This is a genomic window from Paenibacillus sp. TSA_86.1 (assembly GCF_052691815.1).
Genome location: NZ_JBQZGE010000014.1, coordinates 1 through 22,426, shown reverse-complemented (window position 1 = coordinate 22,426; position 22,426 = coordinate 1). Strand labels below are relative to the sequence as shown.

Annotated in this window: 24 protein-coding genes and 1 other annotated feature; all 24 genes read left to right on the top strand. The window is 47.3% G+C overall.

Annotation, left to right across the window (positions count from 1 at the left end):
- Positions 1–8: 8 nt before the first annotated feature.
- Entirely contained in the window at positions 9–1,262 is a 1,254-nt protein-coding gene (locus tag ACUTVW_RS21410; protein WP_445647625.1) for an SPOR domain-containing protein, read from the top strand.
- Between the two features lie 146 nt (positions 1,263–1,408).
- On the top strand, positions 1,409–1,651 hold the full coding sequence (locus ACUTVW_RS21405; RefSeq protein ID WP_090919108.1) for a DUF4321 domain-containing protein: 243 nt from the start codon (positions 1,409–1,411) through the stop codon (positions 1,649–1,651).
- 89 nt (positions 1,652–1,740) lie between these two features.
- Positions 1,741–2,355, top strand: a complete 615-nt coding sequence (locus tag ACUTVW_RS21400; RefSeq protein ID WP_445647624.1) for a Maf family protein — start codon at positions 1,741–1,743, stop codon at positions 2,353–2,355.
- 31 nt (positions 2,356–2,386) lie between these two features.
- On the top strand, positions 2,387–3,076 hold the full coding sequence (radC, locus tag ACUTVW_RS21395; protein ID WP_434749721.1) for a RadC family protein: 690 nt from the start codon (positions 2,387–2,389) through the stop codon (positions 3,074–3,076).
- A gap of 186 nt (positions 3,077–3,262) precedes the next feature.
- Positions 3,263–4,297, top strand: coding sequence for a rod shape-determining protein (locus tag ACUTVW_RS21390; RefSeq protein WP_090919103.1), 1,035 nt, complete (start codon positions 3,263–3,265; stop codon positions 4,295–4,297).
- A gap of 179 nt (positions 4,298–4,476) precedes the next feature.
- Positions 4,477–5,349, top strand: a complete 873-nt coding sequence (mreC, locus tag ACUTVW_RS21385; RefSeq protein ID WP_445647623.1) for a rod shape-determining protein MreC — start codon at positions 4,477–4,479, stop codon at positions 5,347–5,349.
- On the top strand, positions 5,349–5,882 hold the full coding sequence (locus ACUTVW_RS21380; RefSeq protein WP_445647622.1) for a rod shape-determining protein MreD: 534 nt from the start codon (positions 5,349–5,351) through the stop codon (positions 5,880–5,882). Before mreC ends, ACUTVW_RS21380 begins: the two co-directional genes overlap by 1 nt.
- 74 nt (positions 5,883–5,956) lie before the next feature.
- Positions 5,957–6,619 (top strand): septum site-determining protein MinC, encoded by a 663-nt coding sequence (gene minC / locus ACUTVW_RS21375; protein ID WP_445647621.1) that lies wholly within the window; start codon positions 5,957–5,959, stop codon positions 6,617–6,619.
- Between the two features lie 3 nt (positions 6,620–6,622).
- Positions 6,623–7,417, top strand: coding sequence for a septum site-determining protein MinD (gene minD, locus ACUTVW_RS21370; protein WP_024633965.1), 795 nt, complete (start codon positions 6,623–6,625; stop codon positions 7,415–7,417).
- Between the two features lie 197 nt (positions 7,418–7,614).
- On the top strand, positions 7,615–8,556 hold the full coding sequence (locus ACUTVW_RS21365) for a peptidoglycan DD-metalloendopeptidase family protein (protein ID WP_445647620.1): 942 nt from the start codon (positions 7,615–7,617) through the stop codon (positions 8,554–8,556).
- Positions 8,549–9,409 carry a M50 family metallopeptidase gene (locus ACUTVW_RS21360; protein WP_445647619.1) on the top strand — a complete coding sequence of 287 codons (861 nt, stop codon included), beginning with the start codon at positions 8,549–8,551 and terminating at the stop codon, positions 9,407–9,409. Before ACUTVW_RS21365 ends, ACUTVW_RS21360 begins: the two co-directional genes overlap by 8 nt.
- Positions 9,410–9,516: 107 nt before the next feature.
- Positions 9,517–10,767 carry an Rne/Rng family ribonuclease gene (locus tag ACUTVW_RS21355; RefSeq protein WP_445647618.1) on the top strand — a complete coding sequence of 417 codons (1,251 nt, stop codon included), beginning with the start codon at positions 9,517–9,519 and terminating at the stop codon, positions 10,765–10,767.
- A 56-nt stretch (positions 10,768–10,823) separates the two neighbouring features.
- Positions 10,824–10,907 (top strand) — a sequence feature (ribosomal protein L21 leader region).
- Between the two features lie 14 nt (positions 10,908–10,921).
- Positions 10,922–11,233 (top strand): 50S ribosomal protein L21, encoded by a 312-nt coding sequence (gene rplU, locus ACUTVW_RS21350; RefSeq protein WP_090919085.1) that lies wholly within the window; start codon positions 10,922–10,924, stop codon positions 11,231–11,233.
- Between the two features lie 13 nt (positions 11,234–11,246).
- A complete protein-coding gene (locus tag ACUTVW_RS21345; RefSeq protein ID WP_445647617.1) occupies positions 11,247–11,576 on the top strand; it encodes a ribosomal-processing cysteine protease Prp in 330 nt (109 codons plus the stop codon).
- Positions 11,577–11,599: 23 nt separating this feature from the next.
- Positions 11,600–11,911 (top strand): 50S ribosomal protein L27, encoded by a 312-nt coding sequence (gene rpmA, locus ACUTVW_RS21340; protein WP_017692622.1) that lies wholly within the window; start codon positions 11,600–11,602, stop codon positions 11,909–11,911.
- Between the two features lie 151 nt (positions 11,912–12,062).
- Positions 12,063–12,800: a Spo0B domain-containing protein gene (locus ACUTVW_RS21335; protein ID WP_445647616.1), complete on the top strand. Its 738-nt coding sequence runs from the start codon at positions 12,063–12,065 to the stop codon at positions 12,798–12,800.
- 16 nt (positions 12,801–12,816) lie between these two features.
- Complete coding sequence (obgE, locus tag ACUTVW_RS21330) at positions 12,817–14,127, top strand: GTPase ObgE (RefSeq protein ID WP_445647615.1); 1,311 nt, start codon at positions 12,817–12,819, stop codon at positions 14,125–14,127.
- Between the two features lie 256 nt (positions 14,128–14,383).
- The gene (locus ACUTVW_RS21325; protein ID WP_110898886.1) at positions 14,384–14,821 is read left to right on the top strand and encodes an ACT domain-containing protein; all 438 of its coding nucleotides are present in this window, start codon (positions 14,384–14,386) and stop codon (positions 14,819–14,821) included.
- 46 nt (positions 14,822–14,867) lie between these two features.
- Positions 14,868–16,154 (top strand): homoserine dehydrogenase, encoded by a 1,287-nt coding sequence (locus ACUTVW_RS21320; protein WP_445647614.1) that lies wholly within the window; start codon positions 14,868–14,870, stop codon positions 16,152–16,154.
- A 51-nt stretch (positions 16,155–16,205) separates the two neighbouring features.
- Positions 16,206–17,276 carry a threonine synthase gene (gene thrC / locus ACUTVW_RS21315; RefSeq protein WP_445647613.1) on the top strand — a complete coding sequence of 357 codons (1,071 nt, stop codon included), beginning with the start codon at positions 16,206–16,208 and terminating at the stop codon, positions 17,274–17,276.
- Entirely contained in the window at positions 17,273–18,241 is a 969-nt protein-coding gene (gene thrB / locus ACUTVW_RS21310; protein ID WP_445647612.1) for a homoserine kinase, read from the top strand. Before thrC ends, thrB begins: the two co-directional genes overlap by 4 nt.
- Positions 18,238–19,113 (top strand): prephenate dehydratase, encoded by an 876-nt coding sequence (pheA, locus tag ACUTVW_RS21305; RefSeq protein WP_445647611.1) that lies wholly within the window; start codon positions 18,238–18,240, stop codon positions 19,111–19,113. Before thrB ends, pheA begins: the two co-directional genes overlap by 4 nt.
- Before the next feature lie 152 nt (positions 19,114–19,265).
- Positions 19,266–20,147: a branched-chain-amino-acid transaminase gene (gene ilvE, locus ACUTVW_RS21300; protein WP_445647609.1), complete on the top strand. Its 882-nt coding sequence runs from the start codon at positions 19,266–19,268 to the stop codon at positions 20,145–20,147.
- A gap of 199 nt (positions 20,148–20,346) precedes the next feature.
- Positions 20,347–21,975, top strand: coding sequence for a LysM peptidoglycan-binding domain-containing protein (locus tag ACUTVW_RS21295; protein ID WP_445647608.1), 1,629 nt, complete (start codon positions 20,347–20,349; stop codon positions 21,973–21,975).
- The last annotated feature ends 451 nt before the right edge of the window (positions 21,976–22,426 follow it).

Below are 22,426 nucleotides of genomic sequence, written 5' to 3'. Positions count from 1 at the left end.
GGGTACGGGTGAGCAATGCCAGAATGACGTTTCGCTTCGGAGATCACGAGTCGGACAAGCTGGGGAACCAGGAGATGCCGGCATCCAGTCCACTGGTCAAAATGAACGAAGACTTGACTGAACCATTCCAGCCGCTACCGAAGCCTGGGCTAGACCAAAACAACACGACAGTACCATCATGGATAGCGGAGGACGTGCCTGTGGACTGGGGAGGAACGATTCTGGCAGACGCTTCCCGATCTGGATCCGAACGTTCGAAACACACGGACTCGCTAAAGTACCAGAGTTCTGATCCGGATGCTGGTTCTGATCCTCGTTCAACCTATACAGACTACGCATCAGATTTAAGTGCGAAGCATGATCCGTATGACATTGAAAGAAGTCAGGACCTGGATCAGGGTCATAACTGGATAGTGGATTCAGAGAACTATTCATATAAACGAAATCGACCTCCCAAGGGATGGAAGATGATTGGATCTGTTTCAGGTGCACTAGTAACCGGAGCTCTGTTTGGGATGGTTGTCTTGTCCTTTTTTAACAAGGACGGTACGGCAAAACCGGATGAAATGCTTCCTGTAAATCAGACCGTTTCTGCTGTAACAGGTCAGGAGGGGGCTGCCGGAACAACAGGGCAGCTTGAAACGACCTCTGCGGGTGGAACATATTATGCCCTTCAATACGGGGTATTCAGTTCCCCGGAACGAGCGGAGCAAGCGAAGCTTGAACTCACCCAAGCAGGCATTGCTGCGGGTTCCGATCCTGAAGATGGCAATCGCATCTATGCAGGCATCTCTGCTGATCGTGAGGAGGCCAAGCTCCTTAGTACCAGACTAAAGTCCCAGGGAGTCGAACTGTATGTCAAAGAGATCGTCAACCCGGAAGTGAATCCTGCGATTTTTGGTAACAAACAGGAGGACGTTGCTCTTTTCTTCAGCAGCAGTTCGGCTCTTGTCGATCAGTTATCAACCCTGTCGATCCAGCAGCTGGGGCAGCCGGTTCAGGCAGCTATTGCACCGGATGTGATGGCAGCACTGCAGACTCAGCATCAAACGTGGATGACCGGCATGAAAAGCCTAGCGTCTGGCATGGCGGCTGATGCGCAACCTGTTGTATCCAGCATGGAGAAATCCATGAACAGCGCCATAACAGCGGTTGCCGAGTATAACAAAAATCCGGATGTCGTTCATATGTGGGCGGTTCAGTCCGATTTGATGGAGTATGTGCTGCAACAGAAAAAGTGGCTTGAGTCTATAAAGCAGTAAGGATATCGTTCCCATAACAACGCCTTAAAATCCCTGTCCGGCAAGGAACTGGAAATAGTTCCCCCTGCCGGATTTGTGTTTGTATTGACGTACAAAACCCCGTATAATAATGTGGGTGTCAAAAAATGGCGAGGGAAGATTAACCGATGAAAAAAAACTTCGGCGTGTTATTATTATTTCTACTGCTCGGCTGGATGGCTGGAGCGTGGATCGCCAAGGCACTGCAGCCTGTAAAGGCCGTAGCCTTTCTAACCAAGGTCACGACGATTCGCTGGTCGCCTCAGGCTGATCTGGATATTTTCAGTTATGACCTTTCATTTCAATTTCAAATGAGCCTCTTAAGTCTGATCGGTATCATTGCGGCCGTATGGCTGTATCGCAGACTGTAGGAGAATGACGAATGTTGACCAAAAAAATAAACTAGTGACATCTATTATTGTGATTCGAGCAGGTGTTGCCGTAGTATAAGGAGCCGTTAATGTTGAATAACACAGAGCAGCGCCCGATTATTCTGGCCTCCACATCGCCACGGCGCAAGGAACTGATCGCGTCACTCCATTTAGCGTTTGAAGTTATACCGAGTTATGCAGACGAGAACACACCATCGGAATGGACACCGGAACAGACGGTGCAGGAACTCGCTCTGCGCAAGGCACTTGCTGTGTTTCGTGGACTCGAGGGCCGAGGGCGGGATGCTATTATCGTTGGAAGTGATACCGTAGTTGTGCTGGATAACGAAATTCTGGGTAAACCTGTCGATGAGGCGGATGCCGAACAGATGTTGTCACGGCTGCAAGGACGGGAGCATCGTGTGTTCACCGGCGTTGCTTGTATTGATGCAGTCACTGGACATTCGGTGGTGCATTATCGTCAGACCGATGTGACGATGAAGGAATTGTCTGAAGCTACCATCCGGGCTTATGTGAACACAGGAGAACCTTCGGACAAAGCAGGATCTTACGCTATTCAAGGTATTGGTGCTTCACTGATCGACCGCATTGAAGGATGTTATTTTAATGTGGTAGGTTTGCCTCTATCCTTACTCAGTGACATGCTGGAGGGATTTGGTGTGTACGTGTTGCCACAGACTTAATTAAAATGGATGCTGCGAAAAGAGGGAACATATGGAGTCGCCTCAACACATGATGCGCGACATCCCCCAGGAAGAACGCCCGAGAGAACGCATGATGGAATATGGGGCGGGCGCCTTGAGTCATACCGAATTGCTTGCTATATTACTTCGTACAGGAACAAGGCAGGAATCAGCAGTGCATATGGCACAGCGGATACTCAGCGAAGCAGGCGGAATTCGCTCATTGATGGATCTAAGCCTTGAAGAGCTGACGGCTATGAAGGGCATAGGACAGGCCAAGGCGGTTCAGCTTAAAGCGGGCATTGAATTGGGCCATCGGATCGCCAAGAGCAGGCTTGCTCCTTCGACAACGATCCGTACACCGCGTGATGCTGCGGATATTCTGATGGAACAACTGCGTTATTTGCAGAAAGAACATTTTGTGTGTCTTTTTTTGAATAGCAAAAATCATATCATAGCTCAGGAAACACTCTCCATGGGCAGCCTGAATGCTTCGATTGTACATCCGCGTGAAGTATTTCGTGCTGCGATCAAATGCAGCAGTGCCTCAATCGTGTGTGCTCACAACCATCCCAGCGGTGATCCAACGCCCAGCCCGGAAGATATTCAGATAACCAAAAGATTGATTGAAGCTGGCGCCATCGTGGGTATTGACGTTCTGGATCATCTCGTTATTGGTGATGGAACATACGTAAGTTTGAAGGAGAAGGGCTTGGTATAATATAATGGTTGGCGTTGATGTTTTCCTATGAATGATAACGGACGTGTCCGTCAAAGATAGGTTCACTTTACTTTTCAGATTCAAAATACAAAATGCGAATATTAGCTCCACGGATCGTGGAAATGAAAATTACGCTCATGCAACGAAATAGGAGCGGCAATATGAGGCAGAAAAGGAGAATACGTCATGTTTGGTGGTTTTACGAAAGATTTGGGTATTGATTTGGGGACAGCGAATACGCTGGTTTATGTTCGAGGTAAAGGAATTGTGGTGCGCGAACCTTCGGTTGTTGCACTGCGTACAGATACGAAAAGCATTGAAGCGGTGGGTGAGTCTGCCAAAAAAATGATCGGGCGTACACCTGGCAACATTCGTGCCATCCGTCCAATGAAAGACGGCGTAATCGCTGACTTTGATACAACAGCAACAATGATCAAATATTTCATTCGTCAGGCGCAGAAGCAACGCTCGATGTTCCAGCGTCATCCCAACGTGATGGTATGTGTACCATCCGGAATCACAGCAGTAGAGCAGCGTGCAGTTGAGGATGCAACGAAGCAGGCGGGAGCACGCGAGGCTTACACGATTGAAGAACCATTTGCGGCTGCCATTGGTGCGGATCTACCCGTATGGGAACCGACAGGTAGTATGGTCGTTGATATTGGCGGCGGTACAACTGAAGTGGCTGTCATTTCTCTTGGCGGTATCGTAACTAGCCGTTCCGTGCGTGTAGCAGGTGACGAGATGGATGAATCCGTGATTCAGTACATCAAACGCCAATACAATCTGATGATCGGTGAACGTACGTCCGAGCAATTGAAGATGGATATCGGTTCAGCTATGCCACTGGAGCAAGTGGAAACGATGGAGATTCGTGGACGTGACCTCGTGACAGGACTGCCGAAGACGATCACCATTACTTCTGATGAGATCAGCGAAGCTCTGGCAGATACCGTGAATGCTATTGTTGAAGCGGTGAAAGTAACTTTGGAGAAGTGCCCTCCTGAGCTTGCAGCGGATATTATGGATCGTGGAATTGTTCTGACAGGCGGCGGAGCATTGCTTCGTAATCTGGATAAGCTGCTTGCCGGTGAGACAGGAATGCCTGTCATTGTTGCCGAGAACCCGCTGGATTGTGTAGCGATCGGGACAGGTAAAGCACTGGAGAATATTCATATGTTCAAAAGCAGAAGCAGTTCGGCAGTTCGTTCCAAGCGTTAATGGGGTGCTGGTCGTCTAATCCCCGATTAGATGACAGCACGTCAATGGTGAGTGCCCGGATATCCCGGGAGAGCTATAACCCGCTTAACAGGGGAGATCGACTGATATTCTCGCAGGGACTTCAGGCCTGATGTCTCCCCGCCGGGCTGGGCTCGGAAGAGAATAATGGATGTTAGAGGGTGTTGGAACTGTTTAAACTGCTTGGCAACAAAAGACTTTTTGTTTTGCTGGTGGGCCTTGTTACATTTATCGCGCTAATGGGCTTTACGCTTAGTCCGCGAGCCAATTTATCCTGGCCGGAGAAATTCCTGAAGGATTCAGTTGGATTTGTACAATACGTATTTTACAAGCCCGCTTCTTATGTAGCGGGCTTTTTCAAAGATGTAGCGAACATGCGTGCGGTGTACGAGGAAAATGAAGAGCTACGTATCGCAATGGGGCATTACACGCGTGACCGGTTGAAGTACAATGATCTGGAGCAGACGAATGTACAGCTTCAGAAGGCACTCAACTTCACGGAAGAACAGAAGAATCGATATAACTACGGCTCTCGGATTGCGCAAGTTATCAGTGCCAATTCAGATCCGAACAGCAGAACGATTAATATTGATATCGGAGAAAACGCAGGCCTTAAACCAGGTATGGCCGTTACTTCACAGGAGGGGCTGGTTGGGGTAATCAGTCACGTCAGCTCGTATACATCCACGGTGAACCTGTTAACTTCAATGAATGCCAATGATCCAACATCCAATGCGATTGCGGCTACGGCTGTAGGCAAAGAGAAGGTGTTTGGCATGATCGAGAGTTATGATCCGAAAAGTGGCACGCTGAAGATGACCAAGATCGCAGAGGATTCCAATATCGTAAAAGAAGACGAAATCATCTCTTCTGGCATCATCAACAATTTTCCGAAATACATGCGTATCGGTAAAGTAAAGAGTGTTGAGAAAAGTGAATATGGTTTGACCAAGACAGCTACCATTGAGCCGTATGCCAACTTCCTTGATTGGAAAGAGCTGATCGTGATCATTCCACCCGAGGTTAAACAATAATGGTTACGCGCAAACAGGTTCTGTTTCTGTTACTGTTCGTTCTGTTCATTGCCGAGGATACCATCCTGCCACAATTGATTCCGTCGGCTTGGCAGATGCGTATTTCAGCCAACCTGGTTTATGTCGTTATTCTGTTTTTCGCTGTCTATCATCATAGGCACACGGCTCTGGTGCTGGGCATCTTGTTTGGACTCTTGCACGATGTGGTCTTCTATGGGGAGATGATCGGCCCTTATGGATTTTCAATGGGGTTGTCTGCTTATATGATGGGATTGATATTCCAAGCACCTCGTGCACCGTTGCCGATCATGGTTTCGGTTGTCCTGCTTGGGAGTTTGCTGAATGATACGATGTTGTTTTTCTTATACAGACTCTTCCAGCTTAATCATGTGACCTTTGACTGGGCACTGATTGAATACATGATCCCTAATCTGTTTGTTCACTTTGTGTTTGCCCTGATTATTTATGTGCCGCTGCGCAAACAGCTGGAGAAGATCGGTATACCTAAAAGTAAGGTAGACGAAGCTTCCTGATGACATTTATGGAGCAAGAAGCAGGAACTTGGGAGCCGGGGCACGAAATGTTATGAGATGGGAGGGACAGGCTTATGACGGTAAAATCGAATCACGTAACGATTAAAGGCATCCGAGACGGCTTGGTTTTCCTGTTGGACGATCAATGTGAATTCGAGGAATTGCTCTATGAGCTCCGCTATAAGCTGGAACACAGCCATCAAAACATTTTGACCGGACCGATTGTTCATGTGGATATCAAGCTGGGAGCGCGGGAAGTTACCGAAGGCCAGAAAGAAGAGATTCTGGATATTTTGAAGCAAAAAGGGAATCTGCTAATCCGTTCCATTGACTCACCTGCACTTGTACAGGAGGTCAAAGGCCCACCGCCTATCGAGACGATGTGCGGCATGGTACGTTCGGGTCAGGTGCTTCACCATGAGGGGAATCTCCTTTTTCTTGGAGATATCAATCCAGGCGGCACGGTGACGTGTACTGGGGATATATATATATTGGGTTCACTCAGAGGTATGGCTCATGCCGGAATCAGCGGGGACGAAGAGGCTATCATTGCAGCATCGGTGTTTGCGCCGACACAACTGCGTATTGCAGATGTGATCAGCCGGCCTCCGGATGAATGGGAGAGCCGTGAAACCGGAATGGAATTTGCTTATTTACAGGACAATCAGATGCAGATCGACAAAATGAGCAATATCGTTCGGTTGCGCCGAGATTTTAATGTGTTTAAAGGAGTGTAGCTCATGGGAGAGGCGATCGTGATCACTTCGGGTAAGGGCGGCGTGGGTAAAACGACCACCTCGGCAAACATCGGGACAGCGCTGGCGCTGCTTGGCAAAAAGGTTTGTCTGGTCGATACCGATATCGGCCTGCGTAATCTGGATGTTGTGATGGGACTCGAGAACCGCATTATTTACGATCTGTGCGATGTTGCAGACGGCCGTTGCCGTCTAAATCAGGCTTTAGTCAAGGACAAGCGTTTCGAAGAATTATACATGCTGCCTGCAGCGCAGACGAGAGACAAAAACTCTGTATCGCCAGAACAGGTGAAAGATATCATCCTGGAACTTAAAAAAGATTTTGAATATGTCATTATTGATTGCCCAGCCGGTATTGAGCAGGGATTTAAAAATGCGGTAGCAGGAGCAGATCAGGCCATCGTGGTCACTACACCAGAAAATGCAGCAGTGCGTGATGCAGATCGGGTCATTGGTTTGCTCGAGAGTTCACACATCCAGTCACCGAAGCTGGTGGTTAACCGGATTCGCAACAATATGGTGAAATCAGGTGACATGCTGGATATCGATGGTATTTTACAAGTACTTAACATCGACCTGATTGGCATCGTGCCAGATGATGAACTTGTGATCAAGGCTGCCAATTCGGGCGAACCTACAGTGATGAACCCGGATTCACTTGCAGCTATTGCGTATCGCAATATCGCAAGACGGATTTTGGGAGACACCGTGCCATTAATGCAGCTGGAGCAGAAAAAGGGTGCGTTCTCCCGTTTCAAGAAATTTTTTGGAATGGGTTAAATCATATAATTCAGCAAGCTTCAAAACAAACATAGTTGATTATATATTACGCGTACAGCCGGGCATTGTGCCCGGCTTTTTTCTTTTTCCTCTGTTCCAGCTGTAGTTTTATTTACAGTTCAGTACGTAGGCTTGTTCATATTCTCCGTGGCTGTTTCATAGGATGTAGTAAACAAGCCTCAGCGGGAGGACATGGCATGAATACAAAACGGAGAATCAAACAGAGAAGAGAAGAGCGGATTCGGCGGCTTATGGATGGGGCAGTGAATGAAGTATTACAAGAACAAAAGCCGGTTTTTCATTGGGACAGTGAAGGGGAAAGAGATCGAGGCAGAGAAAGAGATAGAAAAATAGACCAAGGCATAGATGAAAGTAAAGATCACGGCACAAATAGCGAGCATGTTGAAACGGCCCGGCAAAAGCCGTTTACTTTTGTAGAGGAACCTTCGGAAAGAGATCCGGAATGGCTGTGGAAAAAGGAGAACGGACATTTTGGCCCTGCAGGGCGTTCCGGTTTTAATTTGTTTCGGTCGTTGCTACGGCGCACAGTAGTTAGTGCCGTTATATTTGCAGGCGTGTGGGGATTGTTCCAACTGAATGCATCGTGGACAGTAGCACCTAAGACTGTCATTGCTGATGTGCTTCATAACGATATGGACTTTGCCGCGGCTACGGCATGGTATGAACGGAATTTTGGTGGAACACCTTCTTTCTTGCCAGTGCTTGGACACACCACCGATGTAGTGAACGGATCGGGAATCCGGCCGCTTCTGGGGAAACCAATCTCGGGAACAGTAGTGCAGCCGTTTGCGTTGAGCATGAAGGGAATTGAGATTGTTCCTGACGCGGCGACAGCTGGAGGACTGGTGCAAGTAGTCAGCTCGGGCGCGGGACGGGTACTCGAGGTTCTCGGAGATGCTTCCACTGGTTATACCGTTGTTATTCAGCACGCCGGCAAGGTAACAGCCATATATGGCCGGATGAATGAGAGTGACGTGCAGGTGAATGATTGGGTCGAAGCGGGGAATGCGGTGGGAAGTTTGAAGGCCGGGAGTACGGAACAGCCAGCTACGCTTTATTTTGCGATAAAAGAAGGAGAAGAGTACGTGGACCCTGCGGAAGTTGTTGCCCTTGATTAGGGTGTGGGGTGTGCGGATCTCGCTTCACCCGTTTTTTGTCATTATCATGATGACCTCTCTGCTAACTGGACATTTTATTGAACTGGTTACGTTGTTTGCCATCGTATTTATTCATGAATGTGGACATGCAGCTGCGGCAGCCCTTCTGGGCTGTCGTGTACTGTCCATACAGATGCTTCCTTTCGGGGGAGTGGCTGTTATCGAAGATGGGGGGAAGCTCACAGCTTATCGCGAGATGGTTATTGCCTTGGCAGGCCCGCTACAGAACGTGTTAATGGTTGGCATCGTGTTGTTATTGCGTCAATTTCAGTTGGGTGATCCGATGTTTCTGGATTATATCATTCAGGCGAACCTGCTTATTGCTCTGTTTAATCTGCTGCCTGTACTACCGCTGGATGGAGGGAAGATTGTTCAAGCTATGGTCAGCCTGTGGGCTCCATACTATACCACACTCATGTGGACTTATCGCATCAGTATCCTGTGCAGCGCAGGGGTTATTTTGGCTGCGATTAGCCAGTGGTTTTCGGGTGATTACGGGCTTCCGTTAAACCTTTTGTTAATCGGCCTTTTTTTGTTTTACTCCAATTTTACCGATTATCGTAACGTGCCTTATCGATTTATCCGTTTTCTGATGAACCGGGAAGCTGTATTCGTCCGGCATGCGGCTTCAGGCAGTCTGGCCCAGCCAATAATCTCGTTTCCGGCGAAACCTTTGGATACTATTTTGCGTCTATTTAAAAGGGAAAGATATCACATGGTATATGTGATGAACAAACAGGGACGTATTATGGCAGTTTTGCCTGAGCAGCGCGTGATTGGGTCTTATTTCCAACAAAATACAGATCAATTGTGATGACTGCTGATGAATCTGCTCTCAAATGGGGTAATACATGTATGATACGTATTGCCATAATATGAAATGGATGTGGATGAATTGAAGGGTCTTCTAGAGGTGAAGCCATGAAACAAATGATAATACATAATGAACCTAACCTCATGCAAATGGCGCTTCTGGAAGAAGGCAAAGCTGTGGAATTCACGGCAGAGCGTACACGCGAGCGCGGGTTGCTGGGTTCCTTTTTCAAGGGGCGCGTAGTGAATGTGCTACCGGGTATGCAGGCTGCTTTTGTGGATATTGGTCAGAAAAAGAATGCGTTTCTGTATGTGGATGATGTGCTTCATCCCCATCTCGAAAAGCAGCCCAAAGTAAAACCTTCCATCTCGGAGCTGCTGCGTCCGGGTCAGGAATTAATTGTACAAGTGCTGAAGGAACCAGTAGGAAGCAAAGGAGCCCGGGTGACCACGCACTACTCACTTCCGGGCCGCTGGCTTGTCTACATGCCTGTAGCGGGTTATGTGGCTGTTTCCAAGAAGATTGCCCGGGAAGGGGATCGCTCACGTCTCAAAGTGATGGGAGAGCAGCTATGCCGGGACGAAGAAGGGCTGATTATTCGTACCGTATCTGCTGAAGAACAGTATGAGGCAATTCAGACCGATCTGGAGACATTACGTGCTCAGTGGCTTCTGATTCAAGAAAAAGCAGACAGTTTGCCTTCTCCAAGCCTGTTGCACCAGGACCAGAGTATGATTCAAAGAGTTATCAGAGATGTGTATACTCCGGGTAGTGACGAAGTGATTACGGATAGTGAAGCTCAGGCTCGGGTAATCCAGGCGTTACTTGAAGAGATCTGTCCAGGGCACAAGCCTCAAGTTCAAGTGTACTCGGGAACGGAATCTATCTTTGATGCATACGGCGTACAGGAACAGCTGAACAAGGATTTTGCCCGTAAAGTCTGGTTACCTGGAGGCGGTTATATCGTCATTGAGCATACCGAAGCGCTGACGGTCGTTGATGTTAATACGGGGAAATATACAGGGGCCGGCGGAGACAGTCTGGAAGAAACGGTAACCGAAACCAACATGCAGGCTGCAGTCGAGATTGCAAGGTTAATGAGACTGAGAGATATTGGCGGTATGATTATCGTGGATTTCATTGATATGGAAGAGGCGTCAAACCGGTATGAGGTGGCCGCTGCGCTGGAGCAGGAATTGCGGAAGGATCGGACGAAGGCTTTTGTTCTGGGGTGGACCAAGCTGGGGTTGCTTGAACTGACTCGTAAAAAGGTGAGGGAAGAGAGCACTTTGCCTTACGTGGAGCCCTGCTCTTCCTGTCACGGCACGGGCAAAAGATATATTTTACCTTTGCATTGATTTTTATTATGCTGCGTGATATAATCATCAAGTATGTGTTTAGCCTATTGGTCTTGCACATGCTGTAACCGCACTGGCCAGGTACAAGCACAGTTCCGCAAGGCACTGTCACCTGAGAACGGGCGAGTCTGAGACATGAGGAGGTGCAAGGCAAATGTACGCAATTATTGAAACAGGCGGCAAACAGTACAAAGTCCAAGAGGGCGATGTTCTGTTCATCGAAAAATTGAATGCGAACGACGGCGAAAGCGTAACGTTCGACCGTGTCCTGGCTGTATCTAACGATCAAGGTTTGACAGCAGGTACACCATTGGTTTCCGGAGCTACTGTAACGGCTAAAGTGGAGAAACATGGCAAAGGTCAAAAGGTTGTTGTATACAAATACAAACCGAAAAAGAACTACCATGTGAAGCAAGGTCACCGTCAACCGTACACTAAAGTAACTATCGAAAAAATCAAAGCGTAAGAAGGTGCGATAAGTGATTATCGTTCAAATCTTTCGTGATGAGGACGGGAACATCGAGCGCTTTTCCATTGAAGGGCATGCCAATTTTGCCAAGCGTGGAGAAGATATCGTATGTGCCGGGGTATCTGCTGTTACAGTAGGTACGGTGAACTCGATTGAGGCATTGACTGGTGTCGAAATGGATGCCAAGATGAAGAATGGTTTTTTAAGCGGTTCTTTACCGATGCTGACAAAAGGGGAAACCTTTTCTCAGGTACAGTTGTTGCTCGAATCCATGGTAGTTATGCTCTCTAATATTGCAGAGTCATACGGGAAGTATATTCAAATACAGCAACACCAATAAGCGAAGAAGGAGGAAAACCAATCATGTTGAAATTAAATCTTCAGTTGTTCGCATCGAAAAAAGGTGTAGGTTCCACGAAGAACGGACGTGACAGTAATGCACAACGTCTGGGTGTTAAACGTGCAGATGGCCAAACTGTAACTGGTGGTAGCATTCTCGTTCGCCAACGCGGAACGAAAATTCACCCAGGAACAAACGTGGGTATCGGTAAAGATGACACTTTGTTCGCGAAAATCGACGGCGTTGTTAAATTCGAACGTTGGGGTCGCGATCGCAAAAAAGTAAGCATCTACCCTGTAAATGTTGCTCCAGTAGCAGCTGCAGTAGAAGCGTAATATCGGCATTCCGCCCAAGGAGCCTTCGGCATTTTTGCCGGAGGTTTTTTTGCATTCAACGACTATTCGATAATGAACTGGCAGATAAGACATGTTATACTGGGTTACGGTGGGTCTAAACCAACCGAGTTCTGTAGAACGGGGAGAAGCCATGAAATCCTGGAAAAGAGTGCCGTGGATTGCGGCATGTTCACTTGTGATTCCTTTGGTTTTCGTTATGCTGTATCCGGCGGCCTTCGCGAGCGTCGTATGCGCATTGTGGTCCGTTGCGGCGATGTCCATTTCTGTATATGCGCTGAAGAGGCAGGCGGAGGCGGAACGCAAAACCATCATACAATCCATGGAAAGAACAGCAATAGCTTCATTAAATCATCATCGGCATGACTGGATGAACGATCTTCAGGTGTTATACGGATATCTTCGGCTGGGCAAACTTGATAAATCCCTGCAATGTGTGGAAAGAATAAAAGAGCGGGTTACAGAAGAAAGTCGGATATCCAAATTAGGCATTCCTTCTCTCGTATTTTATTTGCAGTCTTTTCGAGCCAGTGGAGTCGCGCTGGAATTGCATGTGCAGGTGGAGGAAGAGTTGCAGCTCAGTGCTCTGGTCTCTCCCGAGGATGGCGAGTCGCTTACGGGGGCGATTGCGGATGCAATTCGGGCCTATCAATATGGCGGTGGCCGGTCGTCTTGGGGAGAGGTTCGCAAACTGACCTTGAACTTCGGACAGGATCATGGAGATGTAATCGTCAGGCTGGACGGTGATCAAACTCTTGATCCGGAAGCGCTGCGGCAATTAACGGCAGTACTCAAAGGTAAAAAAGTCAGAACGGAGCAGCTTCCGTCTGAGGATACGTTTGTACAATTCAGAATGCCTTGTGGAATATAGGAAGAAGGGGTAACCAATGTTTGTTGATAAAGCGAAGATTTATGTAAAAGCTGGAGATGGGGGAGACGGCATCGTCTCTTTCCGTCGTGAGAAATATGTACCGGAGGGTGGTCCTGCTGGCGGCGATGGCGGCCGAGGTGCCGATATTATTTTCCGGGTAGATGAAGGCCTGCGAACCTTGATGGACTTTCGTTATCAGCGTCACTTTAAAGCCCCGCGCGGGGAGAAGGGGCGTAACAAAAGTCAGCATGGTGCAAATGCGGAGAATATGATTGTTCGCATTCCGCCAGGTACGACTATTGTGGATGAAGACAGCGGGGAAGTGTTAGCTGATCTAACACGTCATGGACAGCAGGTTGTTGTTGCCAAAGGTGGCCGTGGGGGCCGCGGGAACATTCGTTTTGCTACGCCAAGAAACCCGGCTCCTGAACTTGCCGAGAATGGTGAAGAAGGCGAAGAGCGTTATATCGTACTTGAGCTTAAAGTAATGGCAGACGTGGGTCTGGTCGGTTTCCCGAGTGTGGGTAAATCTACGTTGTTGTCTGTTGTATCTGCTGCTAAACCGAAAATCGGGGCGTATCACTTTACAACCATTACACCTAACCTGGGTGTCGTTGATGTGGGTGAAGGCCGCAGTTTTGTGATGGCGGATTTGCCGGGCCTGATTGAAGGGGCACATGAGGGTATCGGATTAGGACATGAGTTCCTGCGGCACGTTGAGCGGACACGGGTTATCATTCATGTTGTGGATATGTCCGGATCGGAAGGACGCGATCCTTTCGAAGACTGGCAGAAGATCAATGATGAGTTGAGACTGTACAATCCGGTGCTCGCCGAGAGACCGCAGGTTGTAGCGGCGAACAAAATGGATATGCCGGATTCCGAAGCCAATCTGGAGCAGTTTTTGCAGCAGGTTCGCGAAGTGAAGTCGGATATTGAAGTGATGCCCATTTCATCGCTGACCCGACAAGGCATTCAGGAGCTGTTATACCGAGCGGCTGATCTGCTGGATCAAATTCCGGATGAGCCTGAGGTAGAAGAAGTGTCCGATCTTTCCGAGCGCAAAGTATACAGCTTGGAGAAAAAAGAGGACGAAGGTTTCCGGATTGTGCGTGAGAACGATACGTTCATTGTGGAAAGCGCCAAGATTGATCGCATGATGAAACGGATGCAGTTGAACTCACACGAGGCTATTCTGAAGCTGGCACGTACACTTCGTTACATGGGTGTGGATGAAGAGCTCCGCAAACGTGGTGCTGTGGAAGGTACCATTGTGCGTATCGGAGATTTTGAGTTTGAATTCGTGGAAAGCAGCAGTTACTACTAAGCCGCGAAGCCATAGAAACAAGCCATTGAATATCATCTATGGATGATTGGAAAATAATTAATGAGAAACGCAGCGAATCGGGAAGTCACCCGTGACTCTGCGTTTTTTTGTTTTTTCTGACATGAGAGAGGCATAAGCCTGTATACTGTGAGAAACAGTTTTTGAAAAATAGACGTGTCACGTATTGCCCTTTTGTGATTCATCCTATATAATGTCCACTATATGAATACATGAGTCTTTGAGGAGAGGACGTTCTGTGAATGAACGCTATTACTTAGTACGGGAAGATATTTTACCAGAGGCTGTGGTGAAAACAATGCAGGTAAAAGAGCTGCTTGCTTCCGGTGATGTCAAGACAGTGCATGAGGCCGTCGAGCAGGTTGGATTAAGCCGAAGTGCCTTTTACAAGTACAAAGATGGAATTCATCTGATCAATCAGTTGGAGCGTGAACGAATCGTAACGATCTCCATTGACCTGGAGCATCAGTCCGGTATTCTGTCTCGTGTACTCGGTCATTTTGCAGGTTATGGGGCCAATGTACTTACGATTAATCAAAGCATTCCACTTCAGGGAAGAGCCAATGTTGTCATTTCTGTGGAAACGACACATCTGCATGGAGAAATTGGAGAAATGCTGGATCGAATGCAAGATATGCCTGGGGTAAAGCGCACACGGATTGTCGGTCAAGGTTGATCGGACTGTGAGAATACAGGATTAGACAATAGGGGGTAGGTCGTTAGTGAAACCGGTAAAAGTCGGATTGTTGGGCCTGGGCACGGTTGGAACGGGCGTTGTCCGAATTGTGGAAGGGAATCAGGAGGATCTGAGCAGTCAGGTGGGTTCACCGATTATCATTGAGAAAATCGCCGTGAAGAACACGGAGAAAGATCGCGTTATCCCCATCGACCGAGCGAAGCTGACAGAGAACCCTTGGGATGTCATTCGTCACCCGGATATTGATGTCATTGTCGAAGTGATGGGCGGTATCGATCAGACGAAAGAATATATTCTTGAAGCATTGGAACGCGGGAAACATATCGTAACAGCGAACAAAGATCTTATGGCATTGCACGGCACAGAGATTTTGGCTAAAGCACAGGAAAAACAATGTGATGTCTTCTATGAGGCTAGCGTGGCTGGTGGTATCCCTATCATTCGCACGCTAATTGAAGGTTTCTCTTCGGACCGGATTACCCGAATTATGGGGATCGTGAACGGCACTACGAACTATATTTTGACGAAAATGAGTCAGGAAGGTGCATCCTATGAAGAGGTGCTGGCGGAAGCGCAGGCTTTAGGATATGCGGAGACAGACCCGACCTCGGATGTGGAAGGACTCGATGCTGCTCGTAAAATGGCAATCTTGAGCACCCTCGGTTTCCGAACCAATGTGGAATTGAAGGATGTTACCGTTAAAGGGATCTCCTCTGTTACGCGTGAGGATATCATGTACGCCAAAAGACTAGGATATGAGTTGAAGCTACTTGGCATCGCAGATCGCATCGACGATGAGATTACGATCAGTGTGCAACCAACGATGGTGAGACAGAACCATCCGATTGCATCAGTGAACGGAGTGTTCAACGCAGTATATGTGCACGGTGAGGCTGTAGGCGAGACGATGTTTTACGGTGCAGGTGCAGGAGAATTGCCGACAGCAACTTCGGTAGTTGCTGATATTGTGGCTGTGATCAAAAATCTCAAGCTGGGTGTAAACGGATTAAAGGCAATCGTGCCATATAAACAGAAGAGACTACAGCGTGATGAGCAGATTTTTTCGAAAAATTTCATATTACTGCACGTGGATGACAAAGCAGGGGTGCTGGCACAGATTACTCAGATTTTTGCGGAGTATGAAGTCAGTCTCGCTTCTGTTGTTCAACAGCCTAATGAGCACAATCCAGACGCTGAGATCATTATCGTTACGCATCGTGCAAGTAAGGCAAGCATGGACAAGGTACTCAGACATTTCGAATCACTCAGCGTGATTCGCCGGATCAAGAGTGTTTACCGCGTTGAAGGTTAGTTGTTCATTTTCATGAATCTATATTATTAAACCTAAAGGAGTTTACCCATAATGAGATATCAAGGATTATTGCAAACGTACAAAGAGCACCTTCCAGTGAATGAAAACACTCCTCAACTTACCCTTCAGGAAGGTAATACACCGTTGATTCACGCAGAGAATTTGTCGAAGGAACTCGGTTTGAATTTATACTTTAAATATGAAGGTTTGAATCCTACAGGTTCTTTCAAAGACCGCGGAATGGTCATGGCTGTTGCCAAAGCGCTAGAGGAAGGCAGTCGTACAATTATGTGTGCATCCACAGGTAATACATCCGCTGCAGCAGCTGCATATGCCGCACGTGGTGGGCTTAATTGTATCGTACTGATTCCGAATAACAATATTGCACTGGGTAAACTCGCTCAAGCGATGATTTACGGTGCCAAAGTTATTGCGATCAATGGTAACTTTGACCGGGCGCTTGAGATCGTACGTGAGATCACGGCTAAACATCCGATTACACTTGTGAACTCTGTCAACCCATACCGGATTGAGGGACAGAAGACAGCTGCTTTTGAAGTGGTTGAGCAATTGGGTGAAGCACCTGACGTTCTGGCTATTCCAGTTGGTAATGCGGGTAATATTTCAGCATACTGGAAAGGCTTTAAAGAGTATAAAGAGGCGGGGAAATCGAGCACATTGCCACGTATGGTTGGATTCGAGGCAGAAGGAGCTATGGCGATCGTTAAAGGAGAGCCAATTCTTGAGCCGGAAACCGTAGCTACAGCCATTCGAATCGGTAACCCTGCCAGCTGGAAAACAGCAGTAGCCGCAGCGGAAGAGTCTGGCGGACAGATTAACTATGTGACCGATGAAGAAATTTTGACTGCGTATCGCACGATTGCGGCACGTGAAGGAGTATTTGCTGAACCTGCTTCTGCTGCATCGGTGGCTGGTGTGTACAAATTGCATAGTGAGGGCTACTTCAAAGGCGGAGAAACGGTTGTGTGTGTGTTGACAGGTAACGGCCTGAAAGATCCAAATGTGGCTATTCAAACGGCAGCTGTGGAGCCGCTGGTGGTTGAAGATACAGAAGAAGCGGTTTTGGCAGCTATCGCGCAACTGGAGCAGCAGTCTGTATGAGCTCGCGTGAAAAAGTAACCGTAAAAATCCCGGCAAGCACAGCCAATCTGGGTCCAGGGTTTGATACCCTGGGCATGGCTTTGTCTTTGTATGCCTGGCTGGAGATCAAACCTGCATCTCAGACGACATTTCATCTGTATGGGGATCATCTAACAGGTTTGCCTACGGATAAGTCCAATCTGATCTATGAAGTCGCACAGATGGTATTTGATGAGGCGGGAGTATCTGTGCCTGAGCTTGAAATTTCGATGTATTCCGATATCCCCCTCACTCGCGGACTTGGAAGCAGTGCTTCGGCAATTGTAGGTGCACTTGCTGGTGCGAATGCATTGATTGGTAGTCCTTTATCCAAGGATAAACTGCTGGATATGGCCACAGCACTGGAGAAACATCCGGACAATGTCGGTGCATCGTTATATGGGGGAATCATTACCGCAGCTTGGGACGGTCAAGGTGTCGACTATATTCGTATCGAGCCTCACCAGGATTTGCAGGCTTTGGTTATTGTACCAGACTTCCAGCTCTCTACTTCCAAAGCAAGGAATGTTATTCCACAGCAGTTTGGTATGCATGATGTTGTACACAACGTGAGCCGTTCTTCATTACTTGTTGCTGCTTTAGCCAGCGGCCGGCTGGATATGATTCAAAAGGCGATGACGGATCGGATTCATCAGCCGTATCGTGCATCACTGGTACCCGGAATGACGGAGATTCTGGAACGGGCTACCGAGCATGGCGCACTTGGCGCTGCATTGAGCGGGGCTGGGCCAACAGTTCTTACACTGGTGGATCGTCACGATACCCGGAAAGCAGAGCTGGAGCAGTACTTAATGGGTGTTATGAAGCAGGAGGGGATCACGGCCTCTGCATTATGGCTGGACCCGGATCTGGACGGCGCCCTTATATTGCCGGATCAAGATGAACGTCCTTTTTTCGAAAGGGTCAAAGGGGAAGTTAACGCATGAAACGAATTGCAGTATTACCAGAAGGCTCAGTCTCACACGAGGCAATAGATTTCCTTTTTAATGGAGAAGCACTCCATTTGCAGCATTCGAAACTCATTTCTGACATCTTTCGTGCGGTTGATAACGGGAATGTACAGTACAGTGTGATTCCAATCGAAAATACAATTGAGGGTTCCGTTAGCCTGCATATGGACTGGCTTGTTAACGAAGTGGATATCCCGATGCAAGCGGAGTGGGTGTACCCCTCCATTCAGAATGTGATTGGACATGGGAATGAATTTGTCACGGACGATGGCACATATGATTTTGGCAAAATCACCAAGATTATGTCCCATCCTGTGGCCATTCCGCAATGTCAGAATTTTATTCGACAGCATTCACCTGATGCCGACCTTGAAGGCGTGAACAGTACAGCTGAAGCGGTGGAGATTGTGAAGAAAAATCCGGGTAAAGGCTGGGTAGCAATCGGCACAAAGCTTGCGGCTCAAAAGCATGGTCTCGATATCATGGCTGAACGTGTAACGGATCATGACAATAACTACACCCGGTTTGTACTGATTGGTCACGAACCCGTCAGTATTCCGCGTGAACCGGATCATGTGAAGACAAGCTTGCTTGTGACATTGCCAGAGGATGCACCGGGAGCACTCCATCAAGTGTTATCAGCTTTTGCCTGGAGAAAGCTGAACTTGACCCGTCTTGAATCTCGTCCAACGAAGAAACGTTTGGGTAGCTACTATTTTTACATTGATGTGATTGAAACGGTTGATTCCGTATTGCTCACGGCAGCTATGGCCGAAATCGAGGCTTTGAATTGCCAGGTACGTGTTCTTGGAAGTTATCCATGTTATACATACCCTTCACGGAAATAACCGAATAGTGGTTAGTGGTCGGATCATGCAAAGAAGTCTTCAGGCCTCTGTGTGATATAAGAGAGTTTTTCGTTATTTTTGATGTACAATGGACAAGTTTATTACGTTTCGGAAATACAGGAAATGCATATCTAATGGAGGTGCAGTTAGTCGTGGCAGAACAATGGATCTATTTGGATGGTCAGTATGTAACCAAGGAGAATGCAAAAGTTTCGGTGTATGACCATGGATTTTTGTACGGAGATGGGATCTTCGAAGGAATTCGAATTTACAACGGCAATATTTTCAGATGTAAGGCTCACTTGGATCGTTTGTATGATTCGGCAAAATCCATCAGTTTGAACATTCCTCTGTCTTACGACGAGATGCTTGAAGTGATGGCTGAAACGGTACGCCGCAATGATATGCGTAACGGTTATATTCGTCTAATCGTTTCACGCGGACCAGGGAACCTGGGTCTTGACCCGACACGTTGCCCTAAAGCTTCCGTGATCATTATTGTAGAGCAGCTTGCGATCTATCCGGAAGAAGCGTATCTTACTGGATTAAAGGCCGTTTCCGTATCGCAGCGTCGTAACATCCCGGATGCGTTGAATCCGAAAATTAAATCCCTCAACTATCTGAACAATATCCTTGTCAAGTTACAATCGAACTTTTCGGGTGCTGGAGAGGCTATTATGCTGAACTCCCAAGGCTATGTAACCGAGGGTTCGAGCGATAACATTTTCATTATCAAAAACGGTGTGGTGTATACCCCTCCTTGTTACCTTGGAGCACTCGAGGGCATCACACGTCAAGCGATTATTGATCTGTGCGCAGAACTGGGGATTGAATTAAAAGAAGTACCCTTCACGCTTCATGATGTATATATTGCAGATGAGGTATTCTTCACAGGAACAGCGGCGGAAGTTATTGCGGCGTGCGAAGTGGATGGCAGAACGATTGGTTCTGGTGTAGCAGGTCCGGTTACATTGAAATTACTTGAAGCGTTCCGCCAGATTGTCGACAAAGACGGTTACAAGGTGTGGGAATAAATAGCTATGTCGAATTGAATAAATAACAGGAATTCTCCTTGTCCGATAAAATGCAGCATGCCCCGTGTATGTAGGATTTTAGAAGACGGGAGGATTTTTTTTGTTCAAATGATGTCATTAGCCCGGTTGCTGCATAGGATGTAGTAACGGTATGGGCGAATGTACTGCCCAAGTATGACGTCTAGGAGGTTAGTTCCCTGTGAAAATACACATGGTGAAAAAAGGCGACACATTATATCTGCTATCCCAAAAATACAATGTAGCGCTGGACAAATTAATTGCGGCTAATCCGCAAATTGCAGATCCCGACAAACTGGACATTGGAATGAAGGTCAAAATTCCTGCACAGCCAGTAACACCAAAGCCAGAGGGCGTACTGCACAGTCACAAGGTAGTACAAGGCGATTCGTTATGGAAGTTGTCACAAGCCTGGGGTGTTCCGTTGAAAGACATGATCAATGCGAATCCGCAATTGAAAAACCCAAATGCTCTTCTGGTAGGGGAGACCGTCTACATTCCTTCCATGCATACACAAGGGAATCAGGCTGCGAATCCCAACATTGGAAATATTGGAGCGCAAGAAAAATTATCACCTGAAGGCAAAGAGTATACAGGGGTAAAAGAAGAAACGGCACCTGCTGTACCCTCTCCCCCACCTCAGGCAGTTGAAAAGCCAGTCCCTGTACCAGCTCCAGCGCCTGTTGCCCCGGTTAAGCCTAATGTAATGCCTGAATTGGAGGCTTTGCCGCAATTGCCGGAAATGCCTGAAATGAAACCCGAGAAGAAGACGGATAAAAAAGAGGAGATGAAGCCCGAGGTTCAAGTGCAACCTGTGAACGAGGCAAATAAGTCTCCATTGCCTAATCTTTCACCTGAGATGATGCCTTTACCTGTAATGCCTAACATGGAACCACCTGTGAATACTGCACCAGCGACTAAGGCTCCTTGTGGTTGTGGTCAAAAAATGCTTCATGCTCCGATAGAACATCCTTATATGCAAGTCCCGGTGCCAGCTCAAGAGGTGTACGCGGTACAGCAAAACAACATGTATACCGCAGGAGTAGCGAATAACTCTCCGTTCCCTGGTGTTCAGGATGTTGGTGTTTATAGTATGGGGGATGTGCCTAACAGCCCGTGGACAGGAGCGGAACCGTCTTATAATCACAATAACGTCATGCCTAATTTGCCTAATGTATCTCCAGACATGGCGAATAATGCATTTCCAATTTCACCAGCTGGTCAGATGAACAGTCCTTTCCCAAATATTGCAGCTGCAAATAACCAAATGAATCATCAGCCGCCATTTATGTCTCCGTACTCAATGCTTCCGTACCCTCCATGCGGATGTGGATCACATACACATGCACCTCAGTATACTTATCCTACGTATGGTTATCAGGAACCAGTTTGGGGCATGTACGGTCATTCAAATGGTATGCCTCCTGAAATGTCCACATCTGTTATGCCGAATCACCCGATGGAGTATGCTTATCAAAATCCGTATCCTGCTCAAAATATGGTTCCTCCATCTCCGCTTGGTGCGTTTGGGGAAATGTACCCTTCTCAAGTCCATAGTGACAATAGTGGGAAAAAGGGAGGGCGTGACAATGCGAACTTAAGTCAGGCGGCATTCGAAGAAGCTGATGCTGAATCTGGGGCGAAACCAACTTTGGCTAAAAATGGAACGACAAAACGGAGAACAAATAAATCACCTGTAAAAAATAAATCCAAGGTTTCTGTCTCTGGAAAACCTTCCAGAGAAAACTCGGCGTCATCTACCTCACGCAAACCTGCTAAAAAACGTCGTAACCCCTGGATTCAACATTAAGAATTATTAACAGAAGTTTTATTAAGAGCTTTTGTGAAAAGATCAGTTCTGCTACACTTAGGAACTGATCTTTTCACTTTTGTATGTATTAAGAGAATGAAATGATGTGCTCAAAACGATGGAGTTGTTGAATAAACGAAAATATCTTTGATTATGATTGAAAGCCTATTTAGAGGTATGTTACAATATGTATGCGTTTTATTTTCAGCTTGCCACAAGCTAGAAATTGAAGTGTATACGCAAAGTGTAAGAGTAGTTAGAACTATTGTTAAAAAAAGATCTTGCATTAAATTTGACGATATGATACATTATTTAAGTCGACGCTGAAACACAGGGTTGGCGAAGAGGAATAAGTTTGATCTTTGAAAACTGAACAACGAGTGAGTAACGATCTTGCTTGCAAGATCGACGCTGAAAAATCGGTACATGCCTTCGGGCTGTATGATTTGGA

Bases quoted from the DNA above. Each gene is read 5' to 3' on its own strand.
- thrB (WP_445647612.1), top strand. From the start codon at position 17,273: ATGAGCTCGCGTGAAAAAGTAACCGTAAAAATCCCGGCAAGCACAGCC.
- ACUTVW_RS21405 (WP_090919108.1), top strand. From the start codon at position 1,409: ATGAAAAAAAACTTCGGCGTGTTATTATTATTTCTACTGCTCGGCTGG.
- pheA (WP_445647611.1), top strand. From the start codon at position 18,238: ATGAAACGAATTGCAGTATTACCAGAAGGCTCAGTCTCACACGAGGCA.
- thrC (WP_445647613.1), top strand. From the start codon at position 16,206: ATGAGATATCAAGGATTATTGCAAACGTACAAAGAGCACCTTCCAGTG.
- minC (WP_445647621.1), top strand. From the start codon at position 5,957: ATGACGGTAAAATCGAATCACGTAACGATTAAAGGCATCCGAGACGGC.
- obgE (WP_445647615.1), top strand. From the start codon at position 12,817: ATGTTTGTTGATAAAGCGAAGATTTATGTAAAAGCTGGAGATGGGGGA.
- radC (WP_434749721.1), top strand. From the start codon at position 2,387: ATGGAGTCGCCTCAACACATGATGCGCGACATCCCCCAGGAAGAACGC.
- ACUTVW_RS21400 (WP_445647624.1), top strand. From the start codon at position 1,741: ATGTTGAATAACACAGAGCAGCGCCCGATTATTCTGGCCTCCACATCG.
- ACUTVW_RS21355 (WP_445647618.1), top strand. From the start codon at position 9,517: ATGAAACAAATGATAATACATAATGAACCTAACCTCATGCAAATGGCG.
- rpmA (WP_017692622.1), top strand. From the start codon at position 11,600: ATGTTGAAATTAAATCTTCAGTTGTTCGCATCGAAAAAAGGTGTAGGT.
- ACUTVW_RS21365 (WP_445647620.1), top strand. From the start codon at position 7,615: ATGAATACAAAACGGAGAATCAAACAGAGAAGAGAAGAGCGGATTCGG.
- ACUTVW_RS21390 (WP_090919103.1), top strand. From the start codon at position 3,263: ATGTTTGGTGGTTTTACGAAAGATTTGGGTATTGATTTGGGGACAGCG.
- ACUTVW_RS21380 (WP_445647622.1), top strand. From the start codon at position 5,349: ATGGTTACGCGCAAACAGGTTCTGTTTCTGTTACTGTTCGTTCTGTTC.
- ACUTVW_RS21335 (WP_445647616.1), top strand. From the start codon at position 12,063: ATGAAATCCTGGAAAAGAGTGCCGTGGATTGCGGCATGTTCACTTGTG.
- minD (WP_024633965.1), top strand. From the start codon at position 6,623: ATGGGAGAGGCGATCGTGATCACTTCGGGTAAGGGCGGCGTGGGTAAA.
- rplU (WP_090919085.1), top strand. From the start codon at position 10,922: ATGTACGCAATTATTGAAACAGGCGGCAAACAGTACAAAGTCCAAGAG.